Below are 20,369 nucleotides of genomic sequence, written 5' to 3' on the forward strand. Positions count from 1 at the left end.
CCCGGGCCTGGGGGCCCGGGCGCGGGGGGCGGATCGCGGGGCGGCGGCCCGGCTCGCCGAGCGTACGCACGCCAAGCGGCACACACGCCCCCGGCACGGCCCCGTGCCGCCCGGAAGGCGCAAACCCCGAGCCCGGGGGGCGGGCCCGGGCGCGGGGGCGGACCCCGGGCCCGGGCCCGCCCCGCCGAGCGTACGCACGCCAAGCGGCACACCGCCCCGGCACGGCCTCATGCCGCCTGGAAGGCGGCGAACCTCGGACGCGGGGGCGGACCCCGGGCGCGGGGGCGAACCTCGGACGCGGCCCGGCTCGCCGAACGTACGCACGGCAAGCAGCACACGCCCCCGGCACGGCCCCGTGCCGCCCGGAAGGCGCAAACCCCGGGCCCGGGGGCGAACCCCGGGCGCGGGGACGGGCCCCGGGCGCGAGGGCGCGCCCGGGGCGCGGTCGGGCTTGCTGAGCGTACGCTTGGAAAAAAGAGTCCCGTGTCACAGCCCGCACCCCGTGACCCCGCCGATACGTACGGGTAACTTCCCTCGGAGTCCCGCCCGCACCCCGCCCCCATGGAGCCGTGATGCCCGAAGCAGTGATCGTCTCTGCCGCCCGTTCGCCCATCGGCCGCGCCTTCAAGGGCTCGCTCAAGGATCTGCGGCCGGACGACCTCACCGCCGAGATCATCCAGGCCGCGCTCGCCAAGGTCCCCGAGCTCGACCCGCGCGAGATCGACGACCTGATGCTCGGCTGCGGTCTGCCGGGCGGTGAGCAGGGGCACAACCTGGGGCGGATCGTGGCCGTGCAGATGGGGATGGACCACCTCCCCGGCTGTACGATCACCCGCTACTGCTCCTCCTCCCTCCAGACCTCGCGGATGGCGCTGCACGCCATCAAGGCGGGCGAGGGCGACGTTTTCATCTCGGCGGGCGTCGAGATGGTCTCGCGGTCGAAGAAGGGCACCTCGGACGGGCTGCCGGACACCCACAACCCGGTGTTCGCGGAGGCCGAGGCCCGTACGGCCGCGCGCGCCGAGCAGGGCGGCTCCGACTGGCACGACCCGCGCGAGGACGGGTTCCTTCCCGACCCGTACATCGCGATGGGCCAGACCGCCGAGAACCTGGCCCGGCTCAAGGGGATCACCCGCGAGGAGATGGACGAGTTCGGCGTGCGGTCCCAGAACCTCGCCGAGGAGGCCATCGAGAAGGGCTTCTGGGAGCGCGAGATCACCCCGGTGACCACCCCCGACGGCACGGTCGTCAGCACGGACGACGGCCCCCGCGCGGGCACCACCCTGGAGGCCGTGCAGGGTCTGAAGCCGGTCTTCCGCCCCGACGGCCGGATCACCGCGGGCAACTGCTGCCCGCTCAACGACGGCGCCGCGGCGCTGGTGATCATGTCCGACACCAAGGCGCGGGAGCTGGGCGTGACCCCGCTGGCCCGGATCGTGTCCACCGGCGTCACCGGCCTCTCCCCCGAGATCATGGGCTACGGACCGGTCGAGGCGTCCAAGCAGGCGCTGGCGCGGGCCGGGATGTCGATCGGCGACATCGACCTGGTGGAGATCAACGAGGCGTTCGCCGCGCAGGTCATCCCGTCCTACCGCGATCTGGGCATCGACCTGGACCGTCTCAATGTCAACGGCGGCGCGATCGCCGTGGGCCACCCCTTCGGCATGACCGGCGCCCGGATCACCGGCACGCTGATCAATTCGCTGCAGTTCCACGACAAGCAGTTCGGCCTGGAGACCATGTGCGTCGGCGGCGGCCAGGGCATGGCCATGGTCATCGAGCGCCTGAGCTAAGCGCTCCGCCGGAAGTGCCGCGATGCGTCGTCGGCCGTCTGCGGCGCCGTCGTGGCTGGTCCCACGCGGCGGAGCCGCACATCGACACAGCCCCGCGCCCCTTCGGGGCGCTGCCGAACCAGAGCGGACTTCCTCCGACCTGCTGAGAGGTGTCTGGCGGATCTTGCCGCCTGCGGCGGGCCGCTCCCCTCCCCGCCCCTTCCCTCGACTGGGGCTCCGCCCCAGACCCCGGGATCCAGGGGCGACGCCCCTGCCACGCGGCGAAGCCGCATGTCGATGCTGCGGGAAGGGGCGGGGAGGGGGAAGATCCCCCAGGACGCACGGCCGAGCCGAGCCGAGCCGACCCGGGCCCCGCGGCCCCGCCGCGACGCGTCTGCGACACTGGTTCGGCCCGGGCCGTGACCGAATCTCCCCCAGGATGTGACAAAGGTCCTGGGGGAGAGCCGTCTACCCAGCTCAGCACCGGTGACCAAAGGCCCGCCCGGTATCGAATTCTGCCTATTTGGTGATGGTATGCGCTGACGTCGAGAGGCGATAAGCCTCAAGCTGAGGTAGGAATTCGGGGGATCTACAGCCAACCGGGAGTACGTCAGTGAGCCCCACGAGTCTTGTCCTCCTCCTGGCCGCGGTGGCCGCCACGGCCGTAGGGGCGGCCGCCCTGCACACCGCGCGCGGTGTGCGCCGGCAGATCAGTGAGCTGCGTGCCGAGCTCGCGGCCACCGTGGCCGCCGGTGCCCGCACGGGCGGCGGAGGCGGCGGTGAGGAGGGCGGCGCTACGGTGCCCGCACCCCGCGCCACCCCGGCCGCCGAGATACGCGCGGCCGTCGCCGACGCGCTGGCCGAGGAGCGGGAGCGCGAGCTGGCCGAGGCGCGGGCGTTCTGGGCCGCCCAGGAGGCCAGGGACTCCGCCGGAGCGGCCGACGCCCACTCGCTGCTGAGCGGTCCTGGCGGGTTCGGCGAGGACGCCTCCCAGGACGCGCAGCTCTTCGTGCCCCGCCAGGCCGACCTGGCCGGGCTCGAACCGCTGCTCGGGCTGGACGCGCTCGGCCCCGAGGCCATGGACGCCGCCGGGGACCAGGAGCCCGAGGTCGAGTCCGAGGTGGAGCTGGAGCTGGGCGCCGGGGCGGAGCCCGCGGCCGAGCCCCTGGAGTCCGCCGAGCTGGCGGCGGCCCGCCGCCGCCATCCGTCCCACCCCGACTTCACCCCGTCGTCACCCGTCGCCGACCACGACCGTACGGTGACCCGGCTCAGCGAGCTGGCCGACGCCCGCACCCCGCTGTCCGATGTGCGGCCCGGGCCCCTCGGCACCCTCGACGTCTACGTCTTCGCCGACGGCACCACGATCTGCATGACCCCGGGCCACCGGGAGACCGCGGAGCGGCTGGCGGACGCGCTGCGCGAGGGCACCGCCCCGGTGCTGCTGGGCGGCTCGGGCGTCTCCGGTGCGTACGCGCTCACCTTTGGTTGCGGCGAGGAGAACGTGTACGTCCTCGCCGACCGCGTCATCGCCTCGCTATAGCCACCACGTCATCGCCTCGCCGTAGCCACCACGTCATCGCCTCGCCGTAACTGACCGACAGCGGCATAACCCACCGTAAGCGACGTAACTCACCGTAAGCGACGTAACCGTAAGCGGCACCCTCAGACGCCGCAGCGCCCCGCCGCCTCCGCCACGAGCGCCACCGCCTCGGCGGCCCCCCGCGTCGTAGCGCCGCCCCCGGCGCCGCCCGGCGCACGCTCCAGCGCGTGCACCAAGTCGTGTCCGGCCACCGCCACCTGGTCGGCGACCACGAACAGCCCCGCGTCCGGCATGATCCGCGGCGGGGTGCCCGGCTCCTCGAGCCGCTGTGCGCGCACCGACAATTCCCTGGCCAGGGCGAGTCCTTCGGCCGCCGCGCCCGCGCGCAGCCGGGACTGCGGAAGGGCGCGCAACCGGTCGGCGAGCCGGTCGACGGCGGCGAGGAGAGGGGTGACATCGTCCACGTTCCGAGCGTATGCGCCACTGAGGGACTGTTGCCAACGGGCGAACACTCAGGCACGGTGAGCTGAAGGAAACCCGGGCCATGGACCCGGGTCCGGCATGGAAGCGTCCGGAGGCGCCGATGTCCCAAATCTTCTCCGACGAGACTCACCGGAACCTACTCTCCCGCATCCCCCAGTGCACGGGCCGTGAAGTCGCCGACTGGCTGCGCACGGTCGACGAGGGCCCCGCTTTCTTCCGATTCGAGGAGAAGGTCAGCTGGCTGCGCGGCGAGCACCAGCTCGCCTACGGCCACGCGAAGGCGATCATCCATGAACACGACTTGAGGCGTGCGGCACGCAAACTGCTGTAGCCGCTGCCCGGAGGCAGAAGCGTGTATGACAGACCCACCGAACGGAGCGGCTTAAGCCGCATAGGAAGAAGGGCCCGCGGAGGTCATCGCCTCCGCGGGCCCTTCCAGGTGCTACGCGCTACCAGGGACGCTAATCCCTGAAGATCGAGATCAGCCGGAGCAGCTCCAGGTAGATCCACACCAGCGAGAGCGTCAGCCCGAAGGCGGCCAGCCAGGACTCCTCACGCGGAGCGCCGTACCGGACACCGTCCTCGACCTGCTTGAAGTCCATCGCCAGGAACGCCGCGCCGAGCAGGACACCGACGAGGCCGAAGACGATGCCGAGGCCGCCGCTGCGGAAGCCGAGGCCGTCCCCGCCGCCGAAGGCGGCGAACAGCAGGTTGACCGCCATCAGCAGGATGAAGCCGATGGCGGCGGCGAGCACAAAGCGCTGGAATCGCGCGTTCACCCGGATGAGCCGGGTCTTGTACGCGACGAGCACACCGACGAACACGGCCATCGTGCCGAGCACGGCCTGCATCGGGATGCCGGACCAGCGCTCGTTGTACACCTGGCTGATGACGCCGAGGAAAAGGCCCTCGAAGAGGGCGTAACCCATGATCAGCGCGGGCGAGGCCGTGCGCTTGAACGACTGGACGAGGCCGAGCACCATCGCCACGAGCGCGGCGCCGAAGCCCACGCCCACCGGAAGCTGCGCGATCCACGCGGCCGCGGCGGCGACGATGACGGTACCGAGGGTCATACCGGTGCGCATGACGACGTCGTCCATCGTCATGCGGCCGGTCTGCAGCGGGCCCGCCGGCGGCGCGCCGTACATCTGCTGCAGCTGTTCGGGGGTCAGATTCTGCTGGTCGCCCGCCACGTAGGGGTTCGTGGGCGCCTGTGTCTGCGCGTACGGGTTACCGCCCGCGTACGGGTTGGCCTGACCGGCGGCGGGGCTCCCGGCCTGCGGCGCCGCGCCGAAACCGGCGTAGCCGCCGCTGCGGCTGAACCCCCGTCGCGAGAAGACCGGGTTGCTGCTCCTCATCTCACTCCTCCATGGCCGCCGTGCGCGACCTTGACTCAAGAGTAATGGGTAAGCAAAGAAAGCACCCTAGTGCCCAAGGAGGATCTTTTCATGCGGGAAGAGGCCGCGCGAGGCCCCTGCGGGCCCCGCGCACGCACCTGGGGCGACCATCCACACACGCTGAGTGCGCCCACCGGATCTGAAGGTGCCCGGAACCGGACTTGAACCGGTACGCCCGCGAGGGGCAGCGAGGTTTAAGCTCGCCGTGTCTGCATTCCACCATCCGGGCAGCGGTTCCCCCTGGGCCGTACGGTGCGCATACGACCCTCCCCTGGAAGAGAGCAGCACGAGCCTATCCGGGGACATGCCCCCGCACAGTGAATCCGCAGACCGAGGTTGTCTTATTTTATTGGCAACTGAGGGTGCATCAGCATCGGGGCGGGGTACCCGCGGATACCGACGGCCATTGGACCTGCCGATATGCCCTGAACCCCCGTTAACTGGGGATTGACGCAATCTCGACGCCCCGGACGGGGCGCCTTCTCCTCCTCAAGGAGGACTCCGCCGTCAACGCCTACATCGCGAGACCCCCACGAGAACCGGAGCACGGGGTGATCCCGTGCTCTTTCACAACCGGAACCATGGAGTGACGTCCCGCCCACTCCCGCAGAGCACGACAGGAGTCATCCACCGTGACCACCATGCCTCTCGGCGTCAAAAGCACCGCCCACTCCACCGGGGCGGCCGCCCGGGCCACGGACCTGAGCAAGGTCTACGGCGAGGGCGAGACCCAGGTAATCGCCCTGGACTCGGTCTCCGTCGAGTTCCGCCAGGCGGAGTTCACCGCGATCATGGGCCCCTCCGGCTCCGGCAAGTCCACGCTGATGCACTGCATGGCGGGTCTCGACACCATCTCCAGCGGCTCGGCCCGGATCGGCGACGTCGAACTGACCACGCTGAAGGACAAGAAGCTCACCCAGCTGCGCCGCGACAAGATCGGCTTCATCTTCCAGGCGTTCAACCTGCTGCCGACGCTGAACGCGCTGGAGAACATCACCCTCCCGATGGACATCGCGGGCCGCAAGGCCGACCAGGCGTGGCTGGACCAGGTGGTGGCCACGGTCGGCCTGGCCGGGCGGCTCAAGCACCGCCCCAACCAGCTGTCGGGTGGTCAGCAGCAGCGCGTCGCCGTCGCCCGCGCCCTGGCCGGCCAGCCGGAGATCATCTTCGCCGACGAGCCGACCGGCAACCTGGACTCCCGCTCCGGCGCCGAGGTCCTGGGCTTCCTCCGCAACTCGGTGCGGGAGCTGGGCCAGACGATCGTGATGGTGACCCATGACCCGGTCGCCGCGTCCTACTCCGATCGGGTGGTCTTCCTCGCCGACGGCCGGATCGTGGACGAGCTGCGCGACCCCACCGCCGATTCGGTGCTGGACCGCATGAAGCGCTTCGACGCCAAGGGCCGCACGAGCTGACGCGGAGCGCGCGCCCGTACAAGCACGCCGCCTCGCACTCCCCCACTCCACCCCTTCAGGACTGACACCTCATGCTCCGTACAGCCCTGCGCAATGTGCTTGCGCACAAGGCCCGGTTGCTGATGACCGTGCTCGCCGTGATGCTCGGCGTGGCCTTCGTCGCCGGCACCCTGGTCTTCACCAACACCATCTCCGACGCCTACCAGAAGAGCTCCCAGAAGGGCTTCAAGGGCGTCGACGTCGCCATCACCCCCGACAAGAAGGACGACGACGCCGCCAACCCCGGTGACGCGCCCCGGCTGAGCCAGCGGCTGCTGGACCAGGCGTCCAAGGCGCCCGGCGCCGCCTCCGCCTACGGTGTGGTGCAGGGCTACTCCGCCCTCGCCGACAAGAAGGGCGACCTGCTCGGCAGTGGCTTCCCCAACCGCGGCGGCAACTACTACCCAGGCGCCGACGGCAAGGACTCCCGGTACACGATGACCGAGGGCCGCGCCCCCAAGGCCGCGGGTGAGGTCGCGCTCGACTCCAGGACCGCCGAGCGCGGCCACTACAAGGCCGGGGACTCCATCCGGGTGTCCGTCGACGGCCCGGTGCGCACCCAGAAGGTCGTCGGCGTCTTCACCACCGACGACGGCAATGTCGCGGCGGGCGGCACCCTCGCGCTGTACGACACGGCCACCGCGCAGAAGCTGTTCGGCAAGCCCGGGCAGTTCGACGAGATCGATGTGAAGGCCGCCGCGGGCACCTCGCAGTCCACCCTGAAGTCGTCGATCGACAAGATCCTGCCCGAGCAGGCCAAGGCCACCACCGCCAAGAAGCTCGCCAAGGACCAGGCCAAGGCGATCGAAGACGGCATGAGCAGCATGCAGACCATGATGCTGGTGTTCGCCGGGATCGCGCTCTTCGTCGGCATCTTCATCATCGTCAACACCTTCTCCATGCTGGTCGCCCAGCGCACCAGGGAGCTCGCCCTGATGCGCGCGGTGGGTGCGACCCGCCGTCAGGTCACCCGCTCGGTGCTGATCGAGGCCACCGTCGTGGGCGCCGTCGCGGCCGTGGTGGGTCTCGCCGCCGGTGTCGGCATCGGCGCCGTGCTGCGCTCGGTGCTCAACTCCACCGGGGCCAACGTCCCGGACGGTCCGCTGATCGTCGCGCCGACCACCGTGCTGGTCTCGGTGCTCGTGGGCGTCGTGGTGACCGTGCTCTCCGCCTGGCTGCCCGGCCGCCGAGCCGCCAAGATCCCGCCGGTGGCCGCGATGAACAGCGTGCACGCCGCGCCGACCACCCGCGGTCTGGTGGTGCGCAACACCATCGGCACGATCCTCGCCGCGGCCGGTATCGCGCTGGTGGTCGCCGGTGCGGGCATGGGCGGCGACGGCGAGGGCCCGATGGCGTTCGGCGCCGCCGTCCTGGTGATCGGCGTCTTCGTACTCACCCCGCTGCTGTCCCGGCCGCTGATCGCGGCCGCCTCCCCGGTGCTGCGGATCTTCGGGATGCCCGGCAAGCTGGCCCGGCAGAACGCGGTGCGCAACCCGCGCCGCACCGCCGCCACCGCCTCCGCCCTGATGGTGGGTCTCACCCTGATCACCGGTATGACGGTGATCGCGGGATCCATGCAGAAGGGGATCGACAAGATGGCGGCCGACGGGCTGAAGTCCGACTACGTCGTCAGCATGGGCGGGACCGGTGCGCGGCCGCTGTCGCCCGAGGTGTCCAAGACCCTGGCGAAGCTGCCCGAGGTCAGCACGATCAGCCCGCTGCGCTCCTCCCCGGCCCGGGTCGCCGGCGACTCCGACTCCCTGACGGGCGTCGACCCGAAGGCCATCAAGGACCTGGTGAACGTGGACTTCACCGAGGGCTCGTTCGCCGCGCTCGGGGGGACCAAGGCGCTCATCGACGACAAGATCGCCGACGAGCACCACTGGAAGGTCGGCTCCACCATCCCGGTCACCTACGAGGACGGCCGCAGCGGCAAGCTGACCGTGGGCGGTGTCTACGAGGGCAACCAGATGATCCGCGGGGTCATGGTCGACAACGCCACGGTCACCCCGCACATGGCCACCGTCGCGGACTTCCAGGTGATGCTGAAGACCAAGGGCGGCGCCACGGAGAACAACAAGGACCTGCTGAAGAAGACGCTCGGCGACAACCCGGCGATCAAGATCCAGAACAAGCAGGACACCTCCGACGAGATCGCCAGCGCCTTCACCCTGATGCTGAACATGCTCTACGGGCTGCTCGCCATGGCCGTGATCGTCGCGGTGCTCGGTGTCATCAACACCCTGGCGATGTCGGTCTTCGAGCGGTCCAAGGAGATCGGCATGCTGCGGGCGATCGGCCTGGACCGCGGCGGCGTCAAGCGGATGGTCCGGCTGGAGTCGCTGGTCATCTCGCTCTTCGGCGGGGTGCTCGGCCTCGGCCTCGGCGTCTTCTTCGGCTGGGCGGCCGGTGAGCTGATCGCCACCGAGCTGCCGAGCTACGAGATGGTGGTGCCGTGGCCGCGGATGGGGCTGTTCCTGCTGATGGCCGCCCTCGTGGGCGTCATCGCGGCGCTGTGGCCGGCCCGGCGGGCCTCCAAGCTCAACATGCTGGCCGCCATCAAGGCCGAGTAGCCGAATAAGCCGAACATGAGCCGCACAGCGGCGAGCTGACACGGGACGTCCCCGTCCGCCCCCGAGAGGGGCGGACGGGGACGTCCGCGTTGTGGCCGCTTTCAGCCGCCTTCGGTCGCCTTCAGCCGCGCCACTCGCGGGTGCGCAGCGGAAGCCCCGAGGCCCCGCCCTCGGGGGTGCGGACGGCGAGGATCTGGTTGACCCCGATCCGGTTGCGCTCGAAGGAGAGTGCGGAGGCCGCCATGTAGAGCCGCCAGACCCGGGCCCGGCCCGGGGAGGTCAGCCGCACGGCCTGGGCCCAGGACCGCTCCAGGTTGGCGACCCAGCGGCGCAGCGTGAGCGCGTAGTGCTCGCGGATGGCCTCCACGTCCCGCACCTCGAAGCCCGCCTCCTCCAGCTGGGTCACGGTCCGGCCGACCGGGGCGAGCTCACCGTCGGGGAAGACATAGCGGTCGATGAACTCGTCCACGTGGTACGCCTCCTCGTCCGGCTGGGGGCGCCGGGCGATCTGGTGGTTGAGCAGCCGCCCGCCGGGCCGCAGCAGCCGGTGCAGGATGGCGGTGTACTCGGCGTACCGCACGGCGCCCACGTGCTCGGCCATGCCGATCGAGGAGATGGCGTCGTACGGCCCGTCCGGGACCTCGCGGTAGTCCTGGACCCGGATCTCCACCTGGTCGGTGAGCCCGGCGTCCGCGATGCGCTTGCGGGCGTACGCCGCCTGCTCCTCGGAGAGCGTGACGCCGACGGCGCGCACCCCGTACTCGCGCGCCGCGTGCAGCACCATCGAGCCCCAGCCGCACCCCACGTCCAGCAGCCGCTGGCCGGGCTTCAGGGCCAGCTTGCGGCAGACCAGGTCCAGCTTGGCGCGCTGGGCCTCCTCCAGCGTGGAGTCCGGCCTGTCCCAGTAGGCGCAGGAGTAGACCATCGACGGGCCGAGCACCAGCTCGTAGAAGTCGTTGCCGACGTCGTAGTGGTGGCTGATCGCCTTGCGGTCGCGGCGCAGGGAGTGCAGCGGACCGAGGGTGGTCCGGGCCTCCTCGCGCGGCGGGGGCGGCGGCAGCCCCGGCCCGGCGAGCGCGATCATCTCCCGGGCGGCGGTGCGCAGCGCGGGGGTGCGCAGCGCCTGGAGGCCGGTGATCAGCCGGGACCGCGGCGCGGTGGCGGGGCCGCGCTCCCACAGCAGCCCGGACAGCCGGTCCAGGGCGTCGTACAGATCGCCCTCGACATCGAGGTCCCCGGCGACCCAGGCGCGGGCCAGGCCCAGCTCGCCCGGCCGCCACAGGATCCTGCGCAGCGCCCGGCGGCGCCGGATGACCAGGGTGGGGGCGCCGGGCGGACCGGTCTCGCTGTGGTCCCAGGCGCGGACGCGGATCGGGAGGGGGGTTCCCAGCACCTCCTCGGCCAGGGTGGCGATCCGCCCAGCGGCGTCGGCCATATCGCACCTCCGTGATGGCGAGTCAGGAAGATTCACTCACCACGTAAACACCATGGAACCCGCCGTACAGTCCCACCGACACGTCTGGAATCGGCAAAACAGCTTCAAAAGCGGGCCATCGGAGGGGCATCCGAGGGCAGACGTAAGGGCGTCCGCCCCACGGATGGCGGACGCCCTCGGCGTCGGTCGTGCGGGTCGGACCCGCAGGGTCAGGCCCTTGGGGTCAGGACGCCTTGGCCTTCTCGGCCGGGGCCGCCGGCTTGGCCGCGGTGGCGGCGCTGACCGGGGAGGCGGCCTCGTAGAACTCCTCGCGGGGGTTCTCGATGGCGCCGAGCGAGACGACCTCGCGCTTGAGGAACATCCCCAGCGTCCAGTCGGCGAGCACCCGGATCTTGCGGTTGAAGGTCGGCATGGCCATGCCGTGGTAGCCACGGTGCATGTACCAGGCCAGGCGGCCCTTCAGCTTGATCTTCATCTTGCCGAAGACGATCATCGCGACGCCCTTGTGGAGGCCCAGACCCGCGACGGCGCCCTTGTTGGCGTGCTTGTAGTCCTTCTGCGGGAAGCCCCGCATGCCGGAGACCACGTTGTCACCGAGGACCTTGGCCTGGCGCAGCGCGTGCTGGGCGTTCGGCGGGCACCAGGCGCCCTCGCCGGTGGCGAGGTCCGGGACCTGGGCGTTGTCACCGGCGGCCCAGATGTAGTCGCTGCCCTGGACCTGGAGGGTCGGGGCGGTGTCCACATGGCCGCGCGGGCCGAGCGGGAGGCCGAACCGGGCCAGCGCCGGGTTGGGCTTGACGCCCGCGGTCCACACGATGGTGCTGGAGTCGACCTCGAGGCCGTTCTTGAGGACGACATGGCCGTCGACGCAGGAGTTCATCGAGGTCTCGAGGTAGACCTCGACACCGCGCTTCTGCAGGTGCTCCAGACCCCACTTGCCCAGCTTCGGGCCCACCTCGGGGAGGATCTTGTCGGCGGCGTCGACGAGGATGAAGCGCATGTCCTCGCGCTTCACGTTCGGGTAGTACTTGGCCGCGTCGCGGGCCATGTCCTCGACCTCGCCGATGGTCTCCGCGCCGGCGAAGCCACCGCCGACGAAGACGAAGGTGAGCGCCTTGCGGCGGATCTCCTCGTCCGTGGTGGAGTCGGCCTTGTCGAGCTGCTCGAGGACGTGGTTGCGCAGGCCGATGGCCTCCTCTATGCCCTTCATACCGATACCGTTCTCGGCGAGACCGGGGATCGGGAAGGTGCGGGAGACCGCGCCGAGGGCGACGACCAGGTAGTCGAAGGGAAGCTCGTACGTCTCGCCGACGAGCGGCTGGATGACGGCGACCTTGCGGTCCTGGTCGATGGTCGACACGCGGCCGGTGAGGACCTCCGCCTTGGGGAGCACGCGCCGCAGCGGAACCACGACGTGGCGCGGGGAGATGCTGCCGGCCGCAGCTTCGGGGAGGAAGGGCTGGTACGTCATGTACGAGCGAGGGTCGACGACCGTGACGGTCGCCTCGCCGTACCGCATCTTCTTCAGAATGCGGCGCGCCGCGTACAAGCCAACGTACCCACCGCCTACAACGAGGATCCTGGGACGCTCCGTGGTGCTCATGATTCGAGTATCCAGCACCCTTGGGGGGGCACCTCGTGAGCCCCTTCACAAGCATGGTGAGGGTATCTGCTACACTCCGCCGCCCCCGTGATGGACGCCATACGGGCGGAGGGGAACCACTGACCGGATCGACACGTTCCCACCCCTCTGAACAGGGCTTGTGACTGAACGCGGGAGTAGACCAGACGGTGGGCGCGGAGGCGCCGAACGCCGCCCCGACACCTCACGATCCGGTCAGTTACGGGGCCCGGCCGCCGAAACCGCCCCAGAGCGCCGCATCGGGCGGTCACCAGGGGCCTTTTTCATGTGAAGAGTTTCACGAACTTTCTCGGAGGCGGCTCGCGGAGCGCCCCCGAAGGGGGTTCCGCGGCCGCTCATACGTTATCCCGCCCGCTCAGGCGATGCTCCAGGCGATCCCGTCGAGGATGTCGTGTTCACTCACCACGACCTCCTCGGCGCCGGTCCTTTCCATGATCGAAAGCAGGATGAGCGCCCCCGCGCCGATCACATCGACCCGCCCCGGATGCATCACCGGGATCTCCGCCCGCTCGGCATGGCTGGAGCGGAGCAGCTTGCCCGTGATCTCGCGGACCTGGCCGAGACTGATCCGGGAGTGGTGGATCGCGGAGGAGTCGTACTCCTTCAGGCCCAGCGCGATCCCGGCCACGGTGGTGACCGAACCGGCCAGCCCGACCAGCGCGTGGCCGTCCGCGGGACGGCAGGCGCGGGCGAGCGGCACGGTGCGCTCGGCGAGGTCCAGCGCCTGCTCCACATCGGCCCGTATGGCGGCGATCTGATCCTCCGTCGGGGGATCGCTGATCCTGCCGTCCACCACCAGATGGCGCTCGGTCAGCCGGACGCAGCCGATGTCCACGCTGCGGGCCGCCCGCACCTCCTCGCCGCCCTCGACGAACTCCGTCGAACCGCCGCCGATGTCCACCACCAGATACGGCCCGGGCACATGGGTCCGGCCGCTGAGCTCCTTGGTGGCCCCGGTGAAGGAGAACTCCGCCTCCTGGTCCCCGGTGATCACCTCGGGCTCCACGCCCAGGATCTCCACGACCCCGCGCACGAACTCCTCGCGGTTCTCGGCGTCCCGGGATGCGGAGGTGGCCACGAAGCGGACGCGCTCGGTGCCCAGCTCCGCCACGACCTCCGCGTACTCGCGGCAGGCGGCGAAGGTGCGCTCCAGGGCCTCGGGGGCGAGCCGACCCGTGCGGTCCACACCCTGGCCCAGCCGGACGATCTTCATCCGGCGGTCGAGCTCGATCAGCTCCCCGGTGGCCGGATCGGCGTCCGCCACCAGGAGCCGGATCGAGTTGGTGCCGCAGTCCACGGCGGCGACGCGGGTCATGCGCTCTCCTCACGGCTCGGGTCATCGGTCCGATCCCGGCTCGGCTCCTCGGCCCGGTCCCGGCTCGGGTCATCGGTCCCGCAGGGGCTCACACACGGGCCCTTGCGCCACCACTCCGGCAGCATCGCGATCGCCTCGTCCCCGAGCGGATTGACCCCGGGGCCGGCCGCGAGGGAGTGGGCCACCAGCACGTGCAGGCACTTCACCCGGTCCGGCATCCCGCCCGCGCTGGGGAAGCCCCGGAGCACCTCGATGGCGTCGCGGCGCGCGATGTAGTCCTCGTGGGCGGCGCGGTAGGCGGCGGCCAGTTCGGGGTCGGTGCCCAGCCGGGCCGTCATCTCCTTCATCACGCCCTCGGCCTCCAGCGTGCCGATCGCGGACGCGGCGCGCGGGCAGGTCAGGTAATAGAGGGTGGGGAAGGGCGTACCGTCCTCGAGCCGCGGCGCGGTCTCCACGACGTCCGGATTGCCGCAGGGGCAGCGGTGCTGAACCGCGCGCAGGCCCCGGGGCACGCGGTTCAGCTGCTCCCGTACGGCGTGGATGTCCGCGTCGGTGGGCGCGGTGGGCTCCGTCTGGGGCGGGGGCGTGTCCATGAGTGGGAAAGCTCTTCTTCTTCGTTTCGGTTCGAACGCCGGGTGCGGCCGGCGGCCGGAGCGCGGCGCCTCAGCGGCGCGTGCCGCCCGCCCCCGCCGCGTCCGCCGTGTCCACGGCGTCCCAGAGGTTGGTGTACCAGGGGCGGCCGGCCGCGCCCTGGTCGGTGGAGTGCTCGGTGAGGCCGGTGCCGTCCACCACGCTGTAGCCGGTCTCCCCCGGCATCAGGAAGTGCAGCCGCTCCCGGGCCTGCTGCTCGGTGTAGGCGGGGTCGCGCAGCCGGGCCTTCCGCTCCCGCAGCTTCTTCACGTCCTCGCGGGCCCGCTGGGCCTCTTGCCGCTGCTTGGCGATGTCGGAGCGCTGGGAGATGTACTGCCGCATCGGATAGGCGAGCGCCACGACGAGGGAGCAGACGACCAGCGCGAGCAGGGCGGCCCGGCCGGTCAGCCGGCCGCGGCGGCGCTTGGTGCGCACGCGGTAGACCCGGGCGGCGGCGTGCTCGCCGAGCGCCTTGAGCCTGGTCGCGGTGGAGAACCGTTCCCGATCCGCCGGCACGTCGCCTCCCCGGTGATGACTTCGCTTGGGTAACGCCGTCGAGCGACGCCGTCCCCGGCCACGGTACGGGACCGCGGCCGGGGACGGGCGTCAGACGTGTCCGCTCAGCCCTTGAAGCGCGGGAAGGCGGAACGGCCCGCGTACACCGCGGCGTCGTCGAGGATCTCCTCGATGCGCAGCAGCTGGTTGTACTTGGCCACCCGCTCGGAGCGGGCCGGGGCGCCGGTCTTGATCTGGCCGCAGTTGGTGGCGACGGCCAGGTCGGCGATGGTGACGTCCTCGGTCTCACCGGAGCGGTGGGACATCATGCACTTGTAGCCGTTGCGCTGGGCCAGCTCGACCGCGTCGAGGGTCTCGGTCAGCGAGCCGATCTGGTTGACCTTGACCAGCAGGGCGTTCGCGGTGTCGCTGTCGATGCCGCGGGACAGCCGCTCGGGGTTGGTGACGAAGAGGTCGTCGCCGACCAGCTGGACCTTGTCGCCGAGCTGCTCGGTGATGGTCTTCCAGCCGTCCCAGTCCTCCTCGTTCAGCGGGTCCTCGATGGAGACCAGCGGGTACGCGGCGACCAGCTCGGCGTAGTACGAGGTCATCTCGGCGGCGGAGCGGGACTGGCCCTCGAACTGGTAGGTGCCGTCCTTGTAGAACTCGGAGGCGGCGACGTCCAGCGCGAGCGCGATGTCCTGGCCCGGCTGGTAGCCGGCCTTCTTGATCGCCTCGACGATCAGGTCGAGGGCCTCGCGGTTGGAGCCGAGGTTCGGCGCGAAACCGCCCTCGTCGCCCAGGCCGGTGGACAGGCCGCGCTCCTTCAGCACGGACTTCAGGGTGTGGTAGACCTCGGCGCCCCAGCGCAGGGCCTCGGAGAAGGACTCCGCGCCCACGGGCGCGATCATGAACTCCTGGATGTCCACATTGGAGTCGGCGTGCGACCCGCCGTTGAGGATGTTCATCATCGGCACCGGCAGCAGATGGGCGTTCGGGCCGCCGAGGTAACGGAAGAGGGGGAGGTCGGACGCCTCGGAGGCGGCGTGCGCGACGGCGAGGGAGACGCCGAGGATCGCGTTGGCACCGAGCGAGGACTTGTCCGGGGTGGCGTCCAGGTCGAACATCGCCTGGTCGATCAGCCGCTGCTCGGTGGCGTCATAGCCGACCAGCTCGGGGCCGATCTGCTCGATCACGGCGAGGACGGCCTTCTCCACGCCCTTGCCGTTGTAGCGGTTCTTGTCGCCGTCACGGAGCTCGAGGGCCTCGAAGGCGCCGGTGGAGGCGCCGGACGGCACGGCGGCACGGCCGGTGCTGCCGTCGTCGAGGCCAACCTCGACCTCGACCGTGGGGTTGCCTCGCGAGTCGAGGATCTCGCGAGCTACGACGACGTCGATGGACGGCACGAGGTTCTCCTTCGTATGGGTCTGCGGTAGCAGCACGAGCCTAACGGGCCGGGAGGGCTGCGCCCCGCGTTCGCCCGCCCCACGAGACAGGGGCGTGACACAAAAAGCCAGATTCTGGATCAAAAATCCAGATTTCTTGTGCATTGGGAAAGCCCCGGCAGGGCGCGCCATAGTGGGCGGCACGCCCGGCCGGGGCTCGTTCTCGGGGCCGGCCTCAGGAGAGGTCCCTGGGGGGAGTCCTCAGGCCTGGGCCGTGTCCGTGGCCATGACCGAGGCCGAGGCCGTGGCCATGACCGAGGCCGAGGCCGTGGCCATGACCGAGGCCGTGGCCGTGGCTCAGCGGAGGTGCAGCTGCTGGCCCGGGAAGATCAGGTCGGCCTGCTCCACGATGTCCTTGTTCAGCTCGAAGAGCTTCTTCCAGCCGCCCTTGACGTCGTGGGCCTTGGCGATCTTGCCGAGGGTGTCGCCGGACTTGACCTTGTACTCGCCGTCACCCTTCTTGATCGGGCCACGGGTCTGCTGCCGCGCGGCGTGCTCGGGCGCGGTGTGCGGCTGTGCCTTGGGCTGCGCCTTCGGCTGGGCCGGCTGGGCGGCCGGGGCCGACTTGGTGGTCGCCGAGGACTGGCTCTGCGAGCCGGAGGGCGCGGACGGGGCGGACGGGCTGCCGCCGGAGGTCAGACCCTTGCCGCAGACCGGCCAGGCGCCCTTGCCCTGGCTGCCCAGGACCTTCTCGGCGATCTGGATCTGCTGGGCCTTGCTGGCCTTGTCCGCGGTGGAGGCGTAGGCCGTGCCGCCGTAGGCGGCCCAGGTGGAGCTCGAGAACTGCAGGCCGCCGTAGTAACCGTTGCCGGTGTTGATCGACCAGTTGCCACCGGACTCGCACTGCGCGACCTGGTCCCACTGCGAGGTGGTGGCCGCGGAGGCGGAGGTCGCCCCGATGAGCGGTGCCGCCACGGCGGCACCGGCGAGACCGGTGAGCGCGGCGATACGGGTGGCCTTGGAGGGGCGGCGGTGCTTCCCGTTGGACTTGAGCATTTTGGTTCGTTTCCTCACCGACGCCTACGAGGTGAGCTGTCGGGTTCGGACGTGAGTTGCCCGGCCGGTCACGATGGTCGCTCCCGGCTTCACCCCTAGCCGACGAGCCCGTTTCCACAGGCCATTCGGCACCTACCTTGGGTCCCCCGCTCCTGCCTTCGGCGCTGACGCGTCGGTTCCCCCCGACCGCCGGCAGGATTCGGCGTGACGATCGACGGTGCCCGCGGTGGCGAGCGGAAAGACGTTAAACACACCTTCCAAGAAGGTTCAAACACCCCAAGGGCAGTGAATGGGGCTGTAATTGATCTCACCCGGCCCACATCCGCGCAGGTGGGGCCGGGTGAGGAGGGATCGGACACGAGGTGCGGCCCGTAAAATGTGACGAGATGTATGTCTCACCGGGCCCAGATCGGGCAATTCCCCCCGAATCACTGCTCCCTGATGGTGAGGTCAAGTCGCTGACCAGGGATGATCAGATCGGGGTCGGTTCCGATGAGGTCCTCGTTGGATTCGTAGAGCTCTTTCCAACCCCGGGCCACATTCTGGTGCTCGGCGATCCCTGACAGGCTGTCACCGCGGCGAACAGTGTAAGCGTCGCCCGTGGCGCTCTCGTCGCGGTCCGACGCGCCGCGCGAGGCATGGCGCCCGGAGGGCCGTGCGCTCCCCGCGTCGCCGTCGTCGGCCCGCTCCCCGGCGTCCGGGTCGCCGCGGTGGCGGCCGGAGGGCGCGGGGTCGGCGGAGGGGTCCGCCGAGGGGTCCCTGGAGCCGTCCGACGCCGAGGGGGTGTCCGAGCCCGAGGGGCCGTCCGACGCCGGGTCGTCCGACGCGGAGCCGTCCAGACCGTCGGGGGACTTGGAGGTGTGGGGCGCCTCCGGGTCCTCGGCCGACCCGGAAGCGTCCGGCGCGTCCGGCTTGTCGGCGCTGCCGGACGTCCCCGAGCGGTCCGCGTCCGAGGAGGAGCCGTCCCGCCCCCGGTCCCCCAGGTCGCCCCCGTCACGGCCCGTCCCCGGGTCCGGGGTGGCCGTGCCGCCGGGGTCCACATCGGGGGCGCCGCCGCCGTCGGTGAGCCCGGCGCCCAGCGCACAGCTCGGCCAGGCGTCGGGGCCGCGGTCGCCGAGGATCGCCTCGGCGACGGATATCTGCTGGGAGCGGCTGGCGAGGTCGGGGCGCGGGGCGTACTCCGTGCCGCCGTACTTCTTCCACATGTCGAGGGTCAGCTGGAGCCCGCCGTAGAAGCCGTTGCCCTCGTTGGCGCTCCACATACCGCCGCTCTCGCACTCGGCGACGTGATCCCATGTGGTGGTCTGGGCGGCCTGTGCGCCGGCCGCCCCGAAGAGGGGCATGGCGAGGCCCGCTCCCGTGACCCCCGCCGCCACGATGATGGCCGGGGCCTGACGGGGGCGACGGTGTCGACCATTACCGGAACGCATGCGATTGACCTCTCTTATGGCGCTATCGCGCTACGGCGACAAGGTTCGCCGGTGAACATAGCGAGGGCACTCGATCATCACAAGGCGATGTATCCCAGGTCACGCCAAGGTCACACGGCTGATCATTCGTCACGTATGTCCGGCCGTACGGGCCTTGGGGGCCTCGGCCGCCCGTCTCCTCAGGTCTCAGCCGTCCGCGGAATTCCAGGTCACCGGGAGCGTGCGCAGCCCGCGCATGATGAGCCCGCCGCGCCACCGCAGATCGTCCGGATCCAGCGCGAGCCGCAGCCCGGGCAGCCGCCGCAGCAGGGTGGCGATCGCGGTCTGGGCCTCCAGCCGGGCCAGCGGGGCGCCCAGACAGTAATGGATGCCGTGGCCGTAGCCGAGGTGCTGGTTGTCCCGGCGGGTGAGATCGAGCACGTCCGGCTCCGCGAACCGCTCGGGGTCCCGGTCAGCCGCGGCGAGCACCACCAGCACCGGCTCCCCCTCGGCGATGCGCTGCCCGGCGAGGGTGAGCGGCTCGGTGGCGAACCGCCAGGTGGCGATCTCCACGGGTCCGTCGTAGCGGAGCAGTTCCTCGACCCCGGCGGCGAGCAGCCGCTCGTCCCCTTCTTCCAGGGCCCGCTGCATGAGGGCGCGCTGCTCCGGATGGCGCAGCAGCGCGTAGACGCCGTTGCCGATGAGATTGACGGTCGTCTCGAAGCCGGCGAAGAGAAGGATGAAGGCCATGGCCGCGGCCTCGTTCTCGGTGAGGTGCTCCCCGTGGTCGCTGGCCCGGATCAGCCCCGAGATCAGGTCCTCCCCGTCCTCTTCTTCCGCGCGCTCCGCGAGCTCCAGGCGCTTGCGGTGGATCAGCTCGCCCAGATACGCGCGGATCCTCTTCACGGCGCGGGCCACTCCGCCGCGCGGGCCCCCGCCGTGCCGGATCATCGCGCCCGCCCAGTCCCGGAAGTCGTCCTGATCCTCGCGCGGCACCCCGAGCAGATCGCAGATGGCGTAAATAGGGAGGGGGAAGGCGAACTCATGGATGAGGTCCGCCTCTCCCCTCTCTTCGAAGGCGTCGATGAGCTGATCGGTGAGGGTCCGCACCCGGGGGGCGAACGCGGCCACCCGGCGCGGGGTGAACGCCTTCGACACCAGCCGCCGCAGCCGGGTGTGGTCCGGAGGGTCGATATTGAGCAGATGTGTCATCAGATCGGCGCGCCGCTCCCCCGGGATGCCCACCTTGCCCTTGGCATGGGCCGCCGCGCTGTGCAGCTGGGGGTTCTTCGACAGCCGGGGATCGGCCAGCGCCCTCCTGGCGTCGGCGTAACGGGTCACCAGCCAGGCGTCCACACCACTGGGCAGCGTGGTCCGGTGCACCGGGGCGTGTTCGCGTAGCCAGGCGTACGCGGGGTAGGGATCGCTGGCGAACTCCCAGGTGAAGAGGGTGGGAGCGGAGCTGTCACGGGGCTGTTCCGACACCCCCCGACGATACCGGCGAGGGGCCACCCTCCCCCGGTCTGCCGGAAGTAACGGCAGACAAGAGGAATAAGGGAATAAGCAGAACAAAGAGAATAAGGGCGTCATGAAGGGGATGAACAGTTAGCGGAATTCCCCATTCATCTCCACACACCCTTCACCGCCCACACACAGCCCGGTCCGAATGCCCGGATATCTGATGGCTGGCGCCGCCGTTCGGCGGATGCCCGCGCCGCCCCGTTACGACCCCTCGGGAACCGCCCTGACGTCGGTCAACGCGGTGAACCAGGGGTGTGGCTGA

The 20,369-nt window shown here is 70.7% G+C and carries 16 protein-coding genes, 1 tRNA gene and 1 riboswitch; of the genes, 5 read left to right on the plus strand and 12 right to left on the minus strand.

The window, feature by feature from the left end:
* Positions 1-572 precede the first annotated feature (572 nt).
* Positions 573-1,793, plus strand: a complete 1,221-nt coding sequence (locus IEJ02_RS42735; protein WP_191069712.1) for an acetyl-CoA C-acetyltransferase — start codon at positions 573-575, stop codon at positions 1,791-1,793.
* A 592-nt stretch (positions 1,794-2,385) separates the two neighbouring features.
* The gene (locus IEJ02_RS42740; protein WP_191069713.1) at positions 2,386-3,312 is read left to right on the plus strand and encodes a hypothetical protein; all 927 of its coding nucleotides are present in this window, start codon (positions 2,386-2,388) and stop codon (positions 3,310-3,312) included.
* Positions 3,313-3,434: 122 nt separating this feature from the next.
* On the opposite strand, the gene IEJ02_RS42745 is transcribed toward IEJ02_RS42740, so the two are convergent.
* Positions 3,435-3,776: a hypothetical protein gene (locus tag IEJ02_RS42745; protein WP_191069714.1), complete on the minus strand. Its 342-nt coding sequence runs from the start codon at positions 3,774-3,776 to the stop codon at positions 3,435-3,437.
* A 119-nt stretch (positions 3,777-3,895) separates the two neighbouring features.
* Between IEJ02_RS42745 and IEJ02_RS42750 the strand changes: the two genes are divergently transcribed.
* Positions 3,896-4,126 (plus strand): DUF4287 domain-containing protein, encoded by a 231-nt coding sequence (locus IEJ02_RS42750; protein ID WP_037954490.1) that lies wholly within the window; start codon positions 3,896-3,898, stop codon positions 4,124-4,126.
* 130 nt (positions 4,127-4,256) lie between these two features.
* On the opposite strand, the gene IEJ02_RS42755 is transcribed toward IEJ02_RS42750, so the two are convergent.
* Positions 4,257-5,153 carry a Bax inhibitor-1/YccA family protein gene (locus IEJ02_RS42755; protein ID WP_191069715.1) on the minus strand — a complete coding sequence of 299 codons (897 nt, stop codon included), beginning with the start codon at positions 5,151-5,153 and terminating at the stop codon, positions 4,257-4,259.
* A gap of 185 nt (positions 5,154-5,338) precedes the next feature.
* A tRNA-Leu gene (locus IEJ02_RS42760) sits at positions 5,339-5,421 on the minus strand.
* A 403-nt stretch (positions 5,422-5,824) separates the two neighbouring features.
* On the opposite strand from IEJ02_RS42760, the gene IEJ02_RS42765 reads away from it, so the two are divergent.
* Together IEJ02_RS42765 and IEJ02_RS42770 are read left to right on the plus strand one after the other, a co-directional pair.
* Positions 5,825-6,607 carry an ABC transporter ATP-binding protein gene (locus tag IEJ02_RS42765; RefSeq protein WP_191069716.1) on the plus strand — a complete coding sequence of 261 codons (783 nt, stop codon included), beginning with the start codon at positions 5,825-5,827 and terminating at the stop codon, positions 6,605-6,607.
* Positions 6,608-6,678: 71 nt separating this feature from the next.
* Positions 6,679-9,219 carry an ABC transporter permease gene (locus IEJ02_RS42770; RefSeq protein ID WP_191069717.1) on the plus strand — a complete coding sequence of 847 codons (2,541 nt, stop codon included), beginning with the start codon at positions 6,679-6,681 and terminating at the stop codon, positions 9,217-9,219.
* A 121-nt stretch (positions 9,220-9,340) separates the two neighbouring features.
* Here IEJ02_RS42770 and IEJ02_RS42775 read toward each other — a convergent pair whose 3' ends face one another.
* From IEJ02_RS42775 to IEJ02_RS42815, 9 genes are all read right to left on the minus strand, one after another.
* Positions 9,341-10,654, minus strand: a complete 1,314-nt coding sequence (locus IEJ02_RS42775) for an SAM-dependent methyltransferase (protein WP_191069718.1) — start codon at positions 10,652-10,654, stop codon at positions 9,341-9,343.
* 223 nt (positions 10,655-10,877) lie between these two features.
* Positions 10,878-12,257, minus strand: a complete 1,380-nt coding sequence (locus tag IEJ02_RS42780; protein ID WP_137978288.1) for an NAD(P)/FAD-dependent oxidoreductase — start codon at positions 12,255-12,257, stop codon at positions 10,878-10,880.
* A gap of 394 nt (positions 12,258-12,651) precedes the next feature.
* Positions 12,652-13,611, minus strand: coding sequence for a Ppx/GppA phosphatase family protein (locus IEJ02_RS42785; RefSeq protein ID WP_191069719.1), 960 nt, complete (start codon positions 13,609-13,611; stop codon positions 12,652-12,654).
* Positions 13,608-14,204 carry a DUF501 domain-containing protein gene (locus IEJ02_RS42790; protein WP_223865379.1) on the minus strand — a complete coding sequence of 199 codons (597 nt, stop codon included), beginning with the start codon at positions 14,202-14,204 and terminating at the stop codon, positions 13,608-13,610. The genes IEJ02_RS42785 and IEJ02_RS42790 overlap by 4 nt, the downstream gene beginning before the upstream one ends.
* A 70-nt stretch (positions 14,205-14,274) precedes the next feature.
* The gene (locus tag IEJ02_RS42795) at positions 14,275-14,757 is read right to left on the minus strand and encodes an FtsB family cell division protein (RefSeq protein WP_191069720.1); all 483 of its coding nucleotides are present in this window, start codon (positions 14,755-14,757) and stop codon (positions 14,275-14,277) included.
* Positions 14,758-14,861: 104 nt separating this feature from the next.
* Entirely contained in the window at positions 14,862-16,142 is a 1,281-nt protein-coding gene (eno, locus tag IEJ02_RS42800; protein WP_191069721.1) for a phosphopyruvate hydratase, read from the minus strand.
* A 336-nt stretch (positions 16,143-16,478) separates the two neighbouring features.
* Entirely contained in the window at positions 16,479-17,177 is a 699-nt protein-coding gene (locus IEJ02_RS42805) for a LysM peptidoglycan-binding domain-containing protein (RefSeq protein WP_191069722.1), read from the minus strand.
* A gap of 6 nt (positions 17,178-17,183) precedes the next feature.
* Positions 17,184-17,351: riboswitch (cyclic di-AMP (ydaO/yuaA leader) on the minus strand.
* Positions 17,352-17,605: 254 nt separating this feature from the next.
* Complete coding sequence (locus IEJ02_RS42810; protein ID WP_317986064.1) at positions 17,606-18,520, minus strand: transglycosylase family protein; 915 nt, start codon at positions 18,518-18,520, stop codon at positions 17,606-17,608.
* A gap of 273 nt (positions 18,521-18,793) precedes the next feature.
* A complete protein-coding gene (locus IEJ02_RS42815; protein WP_191069724.1) occupies positions 18,794-20,071 on the minus strand; it encodes a cytochrome P450 family protein in 1,278 nt (425 codons plus the stop codon).
* Positions 20,072-20,369: the final 298 nt, after the last annotated feature.

The sequence above is a fragment of the Streptomyces sp. 5-10 genome (genome assembly GCF_014712245.1).
GTDB classification, from domain to species: domain Bacteria; phylum Actinomycetota; class Actinomycetes; order Streptomycetales; family Streptomycetaceae; genus Streptomyces; species Streptomyces violaceusniger.

Coding starts and splice junctions, on each gene's coding strand:
- IEJ02_RS42735 (WP_191069712.1), top strand. CDS start 573: ATGCCCGAAGCAGTGATCGTCTCTGCCGCCCGTTCGCCCATCGGCCGC.
- IEJ02_RS42750 (WP_037954490.1), top strand. CDS start 3,896: ATGTCCCAAATCTTCTCCGACGAGACTCACCGGAACCTACTCTCCCGC.
- IEJ02_RS42755 (WP_191069715.1), bottom strand. CDS start 5,153: ATGAGGAGCAGCAACCCGGTCTTCTCGCGACGGGGGTTCAGCCGCAGC.
- IEJ02_RS42770 (WP_191069717.1), top strand. CDS start 6,679: ATGCTCCGTACAGCCCTGCGCAATGTGCTTGCGCACAAGGCCCGGTTG.
- IEJ02_RS42775 (WP_191069718.1), bottom strand. CDS start 10,654: ATGGCCGACGCCGCTGGGCGGATCGCCACCCTGGCCGAGGAGGTGCTG.
- IEJ02_RS42780 (WP_137978288.1), bottom strand. CDS start 12,257: ATGAGCACCACGGAGCGTCCCAGGATCCTCGTTGTAGGCGGTGGGTAC.
- IEJ02_RS42785 (WP_191069719.1), bottom strand. CDS start 13,611: ATGACCCGCGTCGCCGCCGTGGACTGCGGCACCAACTCGATCCGGCTC.
- IEJ02_RS42790 (WP_223865379.1), bottom strand. CDS start 14,204: ATGGACACGCCCCCGCCCCAGACGGAGCCCACCGCGCCCACCGACGCG.
- IEJ02_RS42805 (WP_191069722.1), bottom strand. CDS start 17,177: ATGCTCAAGTCCAACGGGAAGCACCGCCGCCCCTCCAAGGCCACCCGT.
- IEJ02_RS42810 (WP_317986064.1), bottom strand. CDS start 18,520: ATGCCCCTCTTCGGGGCGGCCGGCGCACAGGCCGCCCAGACCACCACA.